This is a genomic window from Ammoniphilus sp. YIM 78166, from assembly GCF_004522215.1.
Taxonomy (GTDB): domain Bacteria; phylum Bacillota; class Bacilli; order Aneurinibacillales; family RAOX-1; genus YIM-78166.
This window is the reverse complement of sequence record NZ_SDLR01000002.1, coordinates 975,075-990,274: the sequence shown is the minus strand read 5'-3', so window position 1 is coordinate 990,274 and position 15,200 is coordinate 975,075. Positions and strand designations below refer to the sequence as shown.

At 42.3% G+C, this 15,200-nt stretch carries 14 protein-coding genes; all 14 read right to left on the bottom strand.

The features are described from left to right. Positions 1-40 precede the first annotated feature (40 nt). Positions 41-1,576 carry a tripartite tricarboxylate transporter permease gene (locus EIZ58_RS11035; protein ID WP_134700807.1) on the bottom strand — a complete coding sequence of 512 codons (1,536 nt, stop codon included), beginning with the start codon at positions 1,574-1,576 and terminating at the stop codon, positions 41-43. An 18-nt stretch (positions 1,577-1,594) separates the two neighbouring features. Next, on the bottom strand, positions 1,595-2,041 hold the full coding sequence (locus tag EIZ58_RS11030; RefSeq protein ID WP_134700805.1) for a tripartite tricarboxylate transporter TctB family protein: 447 nt from the start codon (positions 2,039-2,041) through the stop codon (positions 1,595-1,597). Positions 2,042-2,091: 50 nt separating this feature from the next. Beyond that, positions 2,092-3,105 carry a tripartite tricarboxylate transporter substrate binding protein gene (locus tag EIZ58_RS11025; RefSeq protein ID WP_134700803.1) on the bottom strand — a complete coding sequence of 338 codons (1,014 nt, stop codon included), beginning with the start codon at positions 3,103-3,105 and terminating at the stop codon, positions 2,092-2,094. 26 nt (positions 3,106-3,131) lie between these two features. Continuing rightward, the gene (locus EIZ58_RS11020; RefSeq protein WP_134700802.1) at positions 3,132-4,010 is read right to left on the bottom strand and encodes an NAD(P)-dependent oxidoreductase; all 879 of its coding nucleotides are present in this window, start codon (positions 4,008-4,010) and stop codon (positions 3,132-3,134) included. Positions 4,011-4,033: 23 nt separating this feature from the next. Then, positions 4,034-4,723 carry an RraA family protein gene (locus EIZ58_RS11015; protein WP_240689008.1) on the bottom strand — a complete coding sequence of 230 codons (690 nt, stop codon included), beginning with the start codon at positions 4,721-4,723 and terminating at the stop codon, positions 4,034-4,036. 212 nt (positions 4,724-4,935) lie between these two features. Further along, a complete protein-coding gene (locus tag EIZ58_RS11010; RefSeq protein ID WP_134700798.1) occupies positions 4,936-5,526 on the bottom strand; it encodes an HDIG domain-containing metalloprotein in 591 nt (196 codons plus the stop codon). Between the two features lie 35 nt (positions 5,527-5,561). Continuing rightward, on the bottom strand, positions 5,562-6,572 hold the full coding sequence (locus EIZ58_RS11005) for a tripartite tricarboxylate transporter substrate binding protein (protein WP_134700796.1): 1,011 nt from the start codon (positions 6,570-6,572) through the stop codon (positions 5,562-5,564). Between the two features lie 32 nt (positions 6,573-6,604). After that, positions 6,605-8,155, bottom strand: a complete 1,551-nt coding sequence (locus tag EIZ58_RS11000) for a tripartite tricarboxylate transporter permease (RefSeq protein ID WP_134700794.1) — start codon at positions 8,153-8,155, stop codon at positions 6,605-6,607. A gap of 15 nt (positions 8,156-8,170) precedes the next feature. Further along, positions 8,171-8,644: a tripartite tricarboxylate transporter TctB family protein gene (locus tag EIZ58_RS10995; RefSeq protein ID WP_134700792.1), complete on the bottom strand. Its 474-nt coding sequence runs from the start codon at positions 8,642-8,644 to the stop codon at positions 8,171-8,173. Positions 8,645-8,714: 70 nt separating this feature from the next. After that, positions 8,715-9,716, bottom strand: coding sequence for a tripartite tricarboxylate transporter substrate binding protein (locus EIZ58_RS10990; RefSeq protein ID WP_167577611.1), 1,002 nt, complete (start codon positions 9,714-9,716; stop codon positions 8,715-8,717). 24 nt (positions 9,717-9,740) lie between these two features. After that, positions 9,741-10,820 (bottom strand): amidohydrolase family protein, encoded by a 1,080-nt coding sequence (locus EIZ58_RS10985; protein ID WP_134700788.1) that lies wholly within the window; start codon positions 10,818-10,820, stop codon positions 9,741-9,743. 311 nt (positions 10,821-11,131) lie between these two features. After that, a complete protein-coding gene (locus EIZ58_RS10980; RefSeq protein WP_134700786.1) occupies positions 11,132-11,983 on the bottom strand; it encodes a MurR/RpiR family transcriptional regulator in 852 nt (283 codons plus the stop codon). 262 nt (positions 11,984-12,245) lie between these two features. Further along, positions 12,246-13,691, bottom strand: a complete 1,446-nt coding sequence (locus EIZ58_RS10975; protein WP_134700784.1) for a sodium:solute symporter family protein — start codon at positions 13,689-13,691, stop codon at positions 12,246-12,248. A gap of 30 nt (positions 13,692-13,721) precedes the next feature. Next, a complete protein-coding gene (locus EIZ58_RS10970) occupies positions 13,722-15,011 on the bottom strand; it encodes an ArgE/DapE family deacylase (protein ID WP_134700782.1) in 1,290 nt (429 codons plus the stop codon). Between the last annotated feature and the right edge of the window lie 189 nt (positions 15,012-15,200).

Below are 15,200 nucleotides of genomic sequence, written 5' to 3'. Positions count from 1 at the left end.
AAAAAGAGCATCAAGTTCGACGCTCTCTTTTACTCAAGAATTAAGAAGCTTCCTTTTCATTCGGTTTCTCTATACTATCTTGATTCTTCTTTCGATCGCGAAGGAAAGGACTGATAAACGTAACTAATGCAAGCAACAAAAGAACTACAGCAATCGGACGAGTGACAAAGATCGTCCAGTCGTTTCCTGACATAATCAGCCCTTGACTCAAACTCATCTCAGCCATCGGCCCTAAGATGAGAGCCAACACGATCGGCGCCAATGGAAAACCATATCTTCGAAGAAGATAACCAAGAACACCAAAGCCAAGCATCATCCATATATCATAGTAGTTATTATGAATGGCATAGGCTCCGATAATGCTTAACATTAAGATAATCGGTCCTAAGATTACGGGCGGCACCACAAGAACTTTGGAGAATACTCTAGCACCAGCCAACCCTATGATAATGACGACGATATTAGCCAAGAAGAGACTGAAGAATAAGGAATAAACGATCTCTCCACTCTTCTCAAATAGTTCAGCGCCCGGTTTTAAGCCATGGATTAGCAATCCACCAAGAAAAATAGCAGATACCGCATTTCCAGGAATACCTAAAGTAAGGAGTGGAACAAGAGAACCTCCCGTCACCGCATTATTGGAAGCCTCCGGAGCAGCAATCCCTTCTACCGAACCTTTTCCGAATTCATCCTTTTTCTTAGACCAGCGTTTCGCTTCATTATAAGCAATAAAAGCTGCGGGGTCTGTACCCACCCCAGGAATAATCCCAATAATGGTACCAATGATGGAAGAACGCCCTAAATTCGGCAATAATCCTCGAAACTCTTTAAACGAAGGTAACATCTTCCCCGAAATATCAGATACATTGACCTTCTCTTCGGACTGGTCTGCTTTACCCGTTTTAGAGGAAATCATGAGACTAAAAGCTTGAGAGGCTGAGAACAAGCCAATCAGAACGGGAATTAATGAAAACCCTTCAATTAATGCTGCTGTATTAAACGTGTATCTAGCGTAACCCTGAATCGGATCCATCCCTACTGTAGCCAGTACGATACCAAGCGTTCCAGCAAGAAGTCCCTTCCAAGGATTCTTCCCCGCTAAGCTAGAAATAATGGTAAGTCCAAATACGGCCAATGCAAAATATTCTGGGGGACCAAAGCGCAACGCTTGCTTGGCGAGCATTGGCGCAACGGTAGCTAAGATGATCGCACTGACAATCCCCCCAAAGCCTGAAGCAATGGCTGAGATTCCAAGTGCTTTGGCGCTGAGACCTTTTTTGGTCATTTCATAACCATCAATAACCGTAGCAGCCGCTGAAGGAGTCCCTGGCGTATTAAGCAGGATCGCAGATATGGACCCCGCATAAACGGAAGCACAATAGACGGCTCCTAATAAGATCAGGCTTGTTGCCGGATCCATGGTAAATGTAAACGGGATAATGATCGCTAGCGCCATCGTAGAACTTAAACCCGGAAGTGCACCCGTAAATACCCCGAAGATGACCCCACATATAATCGCCAAGATGTTGGTGAATGAAAAAACATTTATCGCCGCACCCATCCAAAGATCAAACATCTAATTTCACCTCAACTTTTAAAAGAAATTTTCCAGCACTCCCTGCGGAATGGGAACATGCAGGAGAACCTGAAAGATTACGGTAATAAGGACGGTCGTTGCAATAGAGATCGATAGAACGCCTATCATCTTTCGATAGCCTAGATACCAGAGTAGTCCTCCGACGAGCAAGATGGATAAAATAAAGAATCCCACTATATTTAATAACAACATATAGATCACGATGACACCGACGATCAACCCTAAGACAACGAATTCATTGCGTGTAGGTGATTCCCCTTTTACTTCTTCCCGGTTAGGGTTTTTCAGCGTATCGATAATGAGACCCACGGAGAGCAGGACAAGAACAACGGAGAATACTTTCGGCCAAAAGGCTGCTTCTTCCGGAAACCGATTACTATAAAGAAACATAAAAAGTCCAAAAATAATAAAGACTAAGGAGAATATTCGATTCGGCTTGCTCATTTTTACCTCCTCCTATTGATCAGAAGGAAAGAGAATAATCTCTTTCCTTTTTATTTTTCTGCATACTTACTGTACTTCTCAAAGGTATCATCAATCATAGTTTTAAATCCTGCTGGGTCCTTATAGCTTGGATTAATTCCCGATTTTTTCATTTGCTCTTGATATTCAGGAGTTTCAGTAGCTTGTTTAAATGCATTATGCAGGTACTCGATAATTTGCGGGTCCGTTCCTTTCGGTGCCGCTACCCCTCTCCAGGATCCACCGATAACATCGTATCCCTTTTCCTTCGCTGTTGGTACCTCTGGTGCTAGTTCTGATTTTTGCTCATCAAAAACAAGAATCGCTTTTAACTCCCCACTGTTCACCTGACTCTCCACACCCGAGTAGCTAGCAACAACCCCTTCAACATGACCTCCGGCTGCTGCAGCTATAGATAATGCATCCCCTTTAAAAGGTACAGTCACAAGGTCAATGTTCGCCTTCTCAGCTAACTCTTTGTTTGCAAAGGCATTCGTAGTCTGGGCTCCAGATACCCCAATGCGAACTTTTCCTGGATTTTCTTTAGCATACTGGACGAACGACTCGGCATCCTGAAAGGGTGCATTTTTGTTGACAACAAGAAATAAAGGATCATTTACAGTCATGATAATCGGTTCAAAAGATTCGTGGGTATACGTAAGTTGATTAAAAATAGGGTTACTAACGATCGAAGCGGTCACAAGAGTCAACGTATAACCATCTGGTTTAGCCGATGCCCCTGCCGTTTGTCCAATCGATCCACCTCCGCCATCCCGATTTTCAATGACCAGCGAATGGCCGATAAACTGTTCTGCATGTTGTGCTAAGACTCTCGAAGTGGTATCAGCTGCTCCCCCCGCAGCAAAAGGGTTAATAATGGTAATGGGCTTTTTTGGGTAATCTAATTTTGCTTCGGATTGAGTATTCTCGGTCCCATTATTCCCAGTAGCATTCCCTGCTGCATTGTTCCCGCCACATCCCGTAAGAGCGAGTACAGACACCATAGCGACCGATAGGAAAGAAGAAACGAATTTATTTTTATTCATGAACTTGACCTCCCATTAATTAGCATTTAAACTTTGCACTCCATGGCTTCGATGACCTCTAACCAAGTAGCCGGTGTTTTACCTTGGAACTTTTCTTTTAAGTTAAAGTCTGATAGCAATTGCAGTTTTTCTTTTGCTGCTTTGGACATGAGGGAATTGATTTTCGATGATTCCAGCATTTCAATCGATCCTTCTAATTCGATGGATCTTCTAAGCGCATGGATGGAAGTTCCTGTTACCAATCGGTTCATCGTCTGTTCAAAGGTCCGTCCGTTCATCGTTTCACTGATGGAGCCTATAACTAACTCTTCCACGTTAAAGGCATGTGCTGCCTCGAGAAGTTCAATAAACAGCGCAGCAACCCCTTTCATGTAGATGCTGCGGATGAGCTTGACAGCGGAAGCGTCTCCTGGGTTGTCGCTCACTTTACTGATCTCCATTCCGTAAGGCGACATGTGATCAATAAAAGCGTCGGTTCCATTACCACTAGCTAAAATTGGCACTTTATGCTTATACACCGGCAGCGGCCCCATCATGGCTGCATCTACGAAGCTAACCTCTTTTACTTGGACATTCTCCTGAATCTTTCGTTTCACATCAGGACCGGAAGCGGATACATCCACGTAAATACAATCTTTCTTCAAAAAAGGCTTTAAAGAATCGCTTACTTCAAGCGCTTTATTGGCAGGCACGGCCACGAATAAGATATTTGCTCTCTCTAATACCTCTTCTGATGTCTTCAACAGCTCAACTTGCGCTAGACGTGCTCGTTCTTGAACCAATGCCCCATAAGTTGGATGATTCCATACCGGATCATAGGCGAGAATATGATCTATGCCTTCTCCTTTCAATCCCGTAGATAATTCATAAGCGGCTTCTCCAAACCCAATAAATCCTATCTTCATGTCTATTTTTTCCTCCTTCTTTTCTATAATCCAAACTCTTTCATTTTCTCTCGAAGCCAAGGCGGTTCAATGCTTCCTCCCGCGATACCTTGCTTTCGCTTTTCTTCAAATGCTGCAATGGTATCCATTCGTTGTTGCTCGTAAGATAGCTTTTTCTCTGCTTTTTCAAGTGCATCTTCTATTTTATTCTTTGGAACAACGATGACACCATCTTCATCGCCTACAATCAAATCTCCAGGTTGTACGGAAACACCACCGCATGAAATAGCAGTATGCAGCTCGCCAGGGCCATCTTTAAGCGGACCGTTCGGAATAAATCCTTTAGCAAATATAGGGAACCCTAATTCACTTAGTGTTTCTTTGTCTCGAACGCATCCGTCAATGATAATCCCTTCAAGACCGATCGCTTTTGCCGCACCAGCCATTAACTCTCCCAAGTAAGCATTCGCAGTGTGACCCTTCCCATCGGCTACTAACACATATCCTTCTCCACCATCGTATATCGCTTGGTGCAAAAACAGATTGTCTCCAGGTCTCAAGCTCACCGTCATTGCCGTCCCTACCACTCTCATTCCTGGAGCTACAGGCTTGATCTTGTAATCCATCGAACCGGTACATCCCATCGCATCACTCAAAAGAGTGGTGTTTAAAAGTCTTGCTCTTTTAACAATTTCCTCTGACAAAAGTGGAGCTAATCTATTCAACTTGAACACTCCTTAAAATTTGGTTTCATGTTGTTGTAGTAAATATAACAACATGCATATAGTTTTGTAATATTTATTACTACCTTATTTGTATAGTATCATCGTTATTACTTCATGTAAACCCTTTTTAAATTAATTGTTTACGTTCTCAAAATTTCACAAATAAAAAAGGGAAATAGGAATAAACATTCATCCTATTAACCCTCAACAAAAATTCCCTTTTACTTTTTTAATGATAGTTTTTGATAATAAGGTGTTTGGCCTTCTAGAATCACGGCACGGTCAGCACAAAACAAATCTACATAGTGTAAAATATAAGCTTCCGTAGAGGAACCATGGAATGGACTATTCGTTGCGTGTGTTGCCACCGTACCCACAACCTGTTCTGAAAAACCAATTTCATTCAAAAGAAGGGCACCTAACACTCCATGCTGAATCTGGCTCGCAAACGGAGATTTTACAATTTTATCCCCATCTCTATTTAATAGAAGAGGTTTATCAATATCATGCAGAAGAAAAATCTGAATAAGATAATCCCAATCGACGGTGACGCCCCATCTCTTTGTAGCCTCCTCGGCCATAGAAATTCCAAAGTGGACGACATCGTTCACATGGTCTAGTAATGGGTAAAGCGAAAAAGAAAAACCTGGCATATCCTCTAGATTTGCATAACTACTGCTCTTCCAAGCACTAACCCAAGCTGTTAATACCTTCTCCTTATTATCCGGGGACAGGCGATCGAGTCCCAATAACTTGTTCCTAACCCATTCTCGTTCCTCGGAACATCCTTGTTGGATTGTATAAAATGGCATGTTAAAGACACCTTTCCCTTTTGTTTCTATCGATTCTACCAGCCTAGTTCATCTTTAAAGTCAAGCATAATCGCTTCTTCGTGCTTGAGTACTTGCAAGTATTCTTCACCTTTCGTACCATCGATAGCTAATCCTAAATCACTCATCTTTTGTACGTGCTCAGGGTTTTTCATAGCATTTTCAAAAGCGGTTTGCAGCTTCTCAACAATCTGCGGATCCAATCCTTTTGGCCCTGCTATTCCTCGTAAAGAATAAAATTCAACATCTGCCCCAACGGCCTCTTTAATCGTTGGTACGTCTGGGAACTGCGCCACCCGCTCTCCTTTGGCCACAGCTAAAATCTTCAATTTACCCTCTTTCTCAGCTTGCATAACTTCTCCAACTTTAGCCATTAATACATCGACATGACCACCCATGACGCCCGTTAACGCTTCAGCTGTACCACCAAATTGCACAGAAGTAAGTTTCGTCCCCATTTTTTTATTCAATTGCAGAGCAGCAAGATGATTTTCTGTTCCTACACCACTTGCACTTGTCGTCAATTCGTTCGTCTTGGCATATTCAATAAGGTCATTGATCGTGGAGAATCGATTGTCATCTGATCGAACAGCAATAACACCGACATCCACGACATGATTGATGATAAACTCAAAACTATCAAGGTTTTCTTTACGATTAGAGTCTGGTTTTATATACCCTGCAAAGATAGCAGGCGCATTCACATATCCAATGGTATATCCATCAGTTTTAGCCTTAGACAGTTCGCCCCAGCCAATCCATCCAGAACCGCCTGGCTTATTCTCTACTACTACCGGAACCCCTAGCTCTTTTTCAAGATAGGATGTTAACATACGTGCGCCGGTATCCGTCCCACCGCCAGCGGCATAGGAAACGATCAGTTTGATCGGTTTAGTGGGATAGTTTATTTCTTTTGCGTTGGACGGTTCCGTCGGATTGGTTGAAGAAGAAACCGAATCTTGGGTGGAGCATCCTACTAAAGCAGTAAGAAAAAGTAAACCAACTAAAGCAGATTTAAGTCTTTTCATATTTTCCTCCCTAAGTATATTAATAGAAGAACTTACTTCGTTGGATTATCCGCAACATCACCGTCAGACTTTGACTCATCCATGTTGCCGGCCCCTTTTTTTACCCACCAGTTCATGATCATGGGAGAGAAGAGCGCGATAAGAACTAAAATCATCAATACTACCGTAATGGGACGGGAAAAATAAAATCCAAGCAAATCTCCTTTTGCCATCAATACGGATTGTCTAAAGCCACGTTCAGCAATCGGTCCTAAGACCATACCGAGAATAATAGGTGCAGGATGGAAACCGGTTTTGCGGATAAAATACCCAATAAAACCGAAGATAATCATTACCCAGATATCAAAAACATTATTGTTAATGGCATAAGAACCAACCACGCATAGCGTGATGATAATCGGAGCTAAAATAGCATCCGATACGACAGATACCTTAACAAAGTACTTCGCACCAAGCAGCCCAACAATCCCCATCAGAATATTGGCAATAATAAATCCGAAGATAACCGAATACGTAATATCCGCATGCGTGGTGAAGAGTTCACGGCCAGGAATGAGGCCCTGAATCATAAGTCCACCTAACAAGACAGCTGTTGCAGCACTTCCTGGGATTCCTAAAGTAAGTAGCGGAATGAGGGCTCCACCACTCACCGCATTGTTTGCGGCTTCAGGAGCAGCCACTCCCTCAATATGCCCCTTACCAAACTTCTCCTTATGTTTCGAGAAGCGTTTAGCCTCATTGTAGCTGACCCATGAACCGATATCCGCGCCAGCACCGGGAAGCATCCCGACAAACGTTCCAATACCTGAAGAGCGAATGATCGTGGCAAAGATGCCCTTGAACTCGGCCCATGTTGGTAAAACTTTTCCTTCTATATTTAAAGCCTTCTTTTTCCCTTGATTTTTGCCTCGATTTTCTGCTTGGATCATGACTTGCGATAAGGAAAACAAGCCAATCATGGCAGGCACCAAAGAAACACCTGTTTCTAAAGCAGGAAAGCCAAATGTGAATCGAGGATACCCTGTTAAAATATCCACTCCGATGGCTCCAATCAATAAGCCAATAACTCCGGCTGTCAATCCCTTAACCATGGATTTTGAAGCTAGACTACCGATAATGGTTAATCCAAAAATGGCAATGAGGAAATATTCAGGTGCGCTAAACATGAGGGATACCTTTGATAATGGCGGTGCTAAGAAGAGTAAGGCTAAGGCACTTAACATTCCACCGATCATGGAGGAAATGGTAGAAATACCGATCGCTTTGGCTCCTTGACCTTTTAATGTCATTTGATACCCATCGAGACTTGTTGCTGCTGATGCAGGTGTTCCTGGTGTATGAATGAGAATGGCTGAAATCGATCCGCCATACATAGCTGCAGTATATATAGCCGTCAGCATGGTTAATCCCGCAACGGGATCCATCCCAAACGTAATAGGGATCAGCAAAGCGATAGCCATTGTTGCGCTCAATCCTGGCAGGGACCCTACCAATATCCCTCCGACTACCCCAACAACTAAGGCAACCATGGTTTGGATCGAAAATAAATGGTGAATAATCTGAGATACTATATCCGGACTCATGAAAAGCCTCCTTCTTTATTCAAACAAGATCCCGAGCGGGAGATGAACATTGAGCTGCACGACAAACAAAAGATAAATGAATAAATTAAGACCCAAAGACGTTAGCACATAGACCTTCCACTTTTTCACGCCCATAAACCATAAGAATGCAATAACAAATAATATCGTAGCTGGGAAAAAACCAATGACACTTAGCAGTCCTGCATAAACTCCAACAATGAGTAATGTAATAAACGGCGATTTTAGCAGTGAAGGGGTCAATGGCCCTTCTTCTCCCTCATACTTTACTTCATGACCTTCTTTTAACTGTTTCGTTTTCTTTAATCCGCTATAGATAATAAGAGATGCAAACATGATCATAAATACGATAAGTGCCCTCGGATATATCGCAGCTTCTCCCATAAAGTCAAATGTTTTCATATATAGCAAGATCGAAACAAGAATGAAGATGAAACCAATTACTACGTCTTGATGTATTCTATTGATCATGAAAAAGCCTCCTTTTTAGAACATACATCTGGACTCTAACGAATCCAGATGCTGTCCAACTAGCTAATCTTTATTTCCAGCCAAGCAAATCGCTAATCTCGATTAGCCCTGTTTCTATCTCTCTTAATTCCTGTTCGTATTCAGCAATATCTTTATAATCAACCTGTAGACCAGATTCTCCTTGCTTCTTCACCTGTTCTTCCTGTTTGATGGCGTTCTCAAATGCCTTACGCAGAATTTCCAACTTCTCAGTGTCTAATCCCTTCGGTGCTGCAAATCCTCTGGAAGGACTAGAGATTACACTCTCGAATCCACTCTCTTCGAATGTAGGGACATCAGGCAGGAAAGGCGATCTCTCTTCAGCCAGGACAGCAAGAACTTTCACTTCACCATTCTTCTGTAAACTAATGACATCCCCTACGTTTGCAAATAATACGTCTACATGTCCCCCTAATACAGCCGTCTTTTGTTCCGCAGAGCCTTGCGTGTGCACAGCTGTGAACTGAGTTCCCAACGCTTTATTCACTTTTAGAGCAGCAATGTGATCATCACTGCCTACTCCAGTGGATGTAGCTGTCAGTTCTTTTGTTTTTGCATACTCGATCAGTTCTTTAATATCAGCAAAACGTGACTCATCACTTCGGATGGCAATTACCCCAGGATCCGTTACGTGCTTGCCAATCAGCGTGAAGCTATCTAAATTATGTTGTCTGTTTTGTTTAGGATCTAAATACCCCGTCATTAAATTAGGTGTCCCTAGATACCCAATGGTATAGCCATCCGGTTTCGCATTAACAAGATCAGTCCAACCGATCCAGCCGCCCCCACCTGGTTTGTTGATTACATTGACAGTTACACCTAGTTCCTTTTCTAGATAAGGCGTAAGAATTCTCGCCCCTGTATCCATACCACCGCCTGCTGCAAAAGAGACGATGAGATTGATAGGCTTGTTCGGATAGTCACTTTTACTTTCCTTTGCCGCCCCCTCGGAAGGCTGGGTTACTTGACCCCCGCATCCTATAAGAGCTACAGATAGCAAAAATGCCATAGATACACTTAGAAACTTTTTCATCATTATCCCCCTCTGTTATGATGTTTATTTTGATAAATGATCCGATACAAATACCGATTTGCCATTATGAATCTGAACGATCGGGGAATACCTAATATTTCCTACCAAAATCTCCTCCGAATCGGAATAGTGAACCTCAGAATGATCTGGTTGTAAAACTAAAAGGTTCTTGGTTGAATCAATCTCTATCCCCATAAACCCAGTCGCATTCTTCAGTAAGGTGGAGAATACCTCATCCTCTGATAGCCCCCCAGCAATAAAACGAGATACGATATAGCTCATATCATCTACTGGTGGTTTTTTCCATGTGTTTCTCACAATGTCTGAACTAATGAAATGAGGCTTTAATCCTTCTGATATCGCTCGCTTAAATACCTTCCATGAAAAATGCTTACTGCCCTGTCCGACATCCAATAGCAGACCTTTTTCGACCGCTTCCAAAAAGCAGGTTGATACGCTGCCATTCGAGTCTAGAATGTTACCTCGCTTCCCATGGTAGGGATGAGTTAGGATATCACCCGGTCTTAGGATATCTAGCACTTCCTCTATGGTTAGACTCGATCCCGTAAGATGAACCATCATTCTAAGTCCGCTCTTTTCCGCAGCTGCGCGAGCTACTTGAAGCAAACCTCGATCATTTTCTGCATCCAGTTGCCCTAATCGGACTTTATAGCCATAAAGCCTGTCCCCCGCCAGTGATGCCGTTTCCAATAAACGCTCCATAGAGATATTCTCTGGTTTGGTTGGATTCGGGTTAGGATGTATGGTTAAGCCTTCTGGTAGTACGGAAAGCCATGAACGAATCTCAATCGAACTATTTTGCCATAAGCGATCTGCATTAACCCACCCATCATAACCAAAAGTTCCGGCATCCACACAGGCCACAACTCCTGAAGAAAGATACTCTATATCTGTAACTCCAACGGACGCCCCGGGAGCCCAAACATGACAATGGAAGTCCACCAAACCGGGTACAATCAAACACCCTTCAGGAAGTTCGAATTCTCGATCCAACTCATTTAGCACCGCAATATTCAATTCCTTATTTTCTACAAAGCCACTATTAATCCACTTTAATCCGCCTTTAAATCCCCATGTTCCCATTTCTTCACCTCATACTTTTACTTAATCCTCTTTCATCTTGTAACCGCCATCACAAAACCTAAAAAATTGAGAACTACAACTTTAATGGTTTTAATTCGCGCAAACTTATCTTAGGTGTATTATTTTTAACTACTATTATTACATGTTGTAAAATTTATTACTTTTATAGTTGTATAGTAACATCTGTATTTATTAATGTAAACCCTTTTTTTAAAATGTAGCCTGTTAAACACCAAAAGGATGATAGACATAAAAATTAAGAATCACCAAGAGTAATTCAAAAATTTTTATTCCTATCATCCTTGTCATTATTAATTATTATAATGATAATTCATTTCAGTAAGGATCGTATTCACCCGATCTAGACGATGCTTCGTCTTATCTCGATAATTTATCGCTATCGCACTAATGAGGTAATCGGACAGAAACATAGACGATATCGTTGAATTGTGAAAAGCTATGCTGCTCGGATTACAAGGCAAGGTGATATCGGAATACTTCGCTAAGGGTGAAGAATAACTGTCCGTAATCGCTATTACTTTAGCATCATTTTCTTTTGCCCTCTTGACTAACTCGACAACCATCTTTCCGTATCTTGGAAAGCTCGTTGCAATGACTAAGTCTGATGAAGTAAGGTTTATAATCTTATCGATCCAGTCCGTTTGATCTGCAACGACCAGATCACAATTACCCAGTAAACGATTCAACCCATGCGTTAAATATTGTGCCACCGGAAGTCCGCTTCTTACACTTGAACAATAGATCCGGTTTGATGATACAATCATCTCTAAAGTTTGATCCAGTGTATCTGCCGAAATCATTTCGACAGTAGATTGGATATTCTGGATTTGTTTTTCTGCACATCGGATCCATAAATCACTTTCGTTAAGGCCCTTTAAATTAGCTTCTAATCTAGTTTGAGGGGCTGCTCTATTTCGTAAGATTTCTTGAAGACCTTTTTGAAATTCCGAATAGCCCGAATAACCTAGACTAAAGGTTAACCGCATGATAGTCGTCGTACTTGTTCCTACGATTCCCGCTAACTGATCCACAGTTAGAAAAGCGACATCTAAAGGATGTTTAATGATATAATCAGCAACCCTACGTTGCGTTTCTGTTAACTCAGAAATCTTGTTTTGTAATAACAATATGGGATTATCCATGAAATCTCTCCAATTTAAATGTAATGAGGTAATTTTTATATTTTAAACGCACGGTGTAATTATTATTACTTTTCATTTTAGCATTTTTATTTTCATTGTAAAACTGATAAAAAAATTTTGCCCAAAAGACACAATCGTTTATTTAAAACACAACAAAAAACTTGGCAGCCAGTAGGCATACCAAGTCGCCATGTTGTACACATCACGCATCCATAGGGATACTTCCCCATGAATGCCCCTCAGTTCTTTCCACCCCACAACTTTACTTCGCTATATCGCATTCTTCCATGTATTCTTTATTTTCACTTTGACTGACTGTAAACGTCAGGATTAACAGGACTAGGACGGATACGGGAAATCCGATAAACACGGGATGAACACCAAAGGGGTGTCCTGCAAACTGCCAAACAATAGCCAAAATCAACCCAGACCACATGGAGGCGACTCCCGCCCTCTGATTCGGTTTATCCCAAAACATGCCGAGTAAAATAGGAGCCAACAAACCAGCGACAAGAATGGCTGAACCCGTCATCCACAGCTCCACTAGCCTCGGAATGGATAGGGCCAAAAATAGAGAAATGACCGACATCACCAAGACCATCATTCGGCTGTAATACAAAAGTTTGGCGTCGGACTGTTCCTTCATTCGCGGCTTAATGATGTCGCTTACGATGGAGGTCGAACCTGCGATAAAGAAAGAATCCGCACAAGAGAGGATAGTCGCGATTAATACAATAAACATGAGAGCCCCAAACCCAAACGGTAACGCACCAAAGATTACTTCATAGTAAATCAGATTGGGCTTATCTGTTGTAATACCTAAACCATTAGCGAAGACGCCAATAAAGATGATCGCAATCCCTGTCACAAGAATAGCAAGGCAGGCTACCCAATTGGACAAGACCGAAGTTTTTACATCCTTCGCTGCCCATACTCTTTGCCAAGTATCCTGTCTCACGAGTGTCGCAGCACCAATGGTTAAAAACGGGATAATAATCTCAGCCAACCCGATATTGAACGGACTCAAAAACTCACTCGTTTGAATCACACTCAGATTTTCAGCCAGATTGCTCCATCCACCTGTCAAATGGTAGATAAAGAAGACCAAGACCAGGACGCCTAGGGTTTGAATCGTTCCTTGAACGGCGTCGGTCCAAATCACCGCGGTCAACCCTCCTAAATAGGTTTTCAGCGTGATGAATAACCACGATATGATGATTCCAGTTGTCATATCCAAACCGAATATGAGATTGAGAACGGTAGCCAGCGCTACAAATTGTAAGCCTGTGAGAGCGCCTAAAGCGGCCATATTTCCGATAAATGCAGGGTAGCGAGCGGCTTCTCCATAGCGAAGGGCCGCGTAGTCCCCAATGGAAAACAGCTGATGCTCATCCCCAACCTTTCGAATGCGCTTGACCAAAAGCAACGTAAAAACAGCTAGGGAACAGGCAAGGGAAATCACCGACCAAATTTGTCCCATCCCTTTTACGTAAGCATTTGTCATAAATCCAAGAAGAGTGGATCCTCCTACAGCTCCACCGATAATAGTTAATATCATCGGAGCGAGTGGCATGGCGCGCCCCCCCATATTGTAGGATTCATAGGTCCGGGCTTTTCTATAAAAATAATAAGAGTATGCGAGGATGCTGACAGAATAAATGACTAATAGCACAATTAGGATCGATTGGCTGGATTCATTAAGTTGCATAGATAAAGCCCCCTTTTTCTATGGATCGAACTATTCTTTGTATTGGCACCATTTCAACAGAAACGCAGCATAAATTTTCGTCACTCTTTTTACACTTTCCAGATCCACCCACTCGTCCGGCCCATGTAAATTAGATCCTAAAGGTCCATAGCAGGTAGCAGGAATGTTATAATAAAGGTTATAAAATCGAGCATCCGTCGTCCCTGTAAAGGCACCATAGGTTAATTCGCTATTTTCTATGATGCGGTGTGCTTCCCCCAATGTGTGGAATAGTTCCTGATTCGAATCAATGGAGAATCCTTCAGCATGAAATCCATAATATGAAATTTCTGGAGGATTATCTTTTAACCACTCATCCTTTTTGGCTGCTTCCAATAGGTAAGCAGTTAATTCTTCTTTCACATCCTCCGGATTCAATCCTGGGTTAAAGCCAACCCTAACTTCAATCGTACACTCGGATGGTACAGTCGAAGGCCAATCCCCCGCATGAATTGTACCAATATTAATGTTTTGCGGATGCGGATGGTCCGTAAAATCCTTATGCTTTGATCTGTTATTGATCTCTTCTTCATAGTTCAATAGCGCCTTGACCATTTCATAGGATTTGACAATAGCATTCACAGCTTTATCTGCTCTTTCCGTATGTGCTCCTAATCCTGACACTTTGATTCGCATCCAAATCACACCGACTTGAGCTGTTAATCCTACCTGTCCCATGGGTTCAGGAATGAGTGCGGCATCAGCTAAATAGCCGGCTTCAATGGCCGCTAACGCACCGTTTCCTGTACACTCTTCTTCTGTAACGGTTTTAATAATCACATCATTTGAAAGTTCCACCCCAGCTGATTGGATCGCTTTAAGTGCAAAAATCATGGCCGCAACCCCTGCCTTCATGTCTGCTATCCCGCGGCCATACATTTTATTGCCCACAACCGTTGATCCCCATGGATCATAACTCCACTTCGTTGTTGGTTCTGGACTTACAACGTCAATATGCCCTTGAAGGATCAGGCTTTTCCCCTTTTTTTCACCCTTTGCCGCATATTTCCCAACCACAATGGGACGACCGGCATAAGACCATTCCGCCGTAGAATAACCCGGGAGAGAGGAAAGCTTTTGCGGATCCGGCGTTATCATCTCTACTTCAAGATGGAGTTCGTTTTTTAAGTAGTCCGCAATAAAATGCTGGATCGCGGCCTCATTTCCTAGCGTACTCGGATATCTCCCCAACTTTTGTAAAAAGGAGACTTCTTCGTCCCATAGCTTCTCTACTTGGTTCATGATGAAGTCGACTTTTTGTCCATTGATTAACTGCTCCATTTTCAATTGACCTCCTGAATACTAAATTTTCTTCTCCTCCTTTAAATAAGCAATATCCATGCCAATAATTAATAAAGAAAAAGGGCCAAATTCACGATAAAAATGCCTATTTCTATTTAACTTTTTTAATTTTTTTCGAAATACGAACCGATAACGGTTCGTATTACTCCGGAACCGAATCGTATTTCG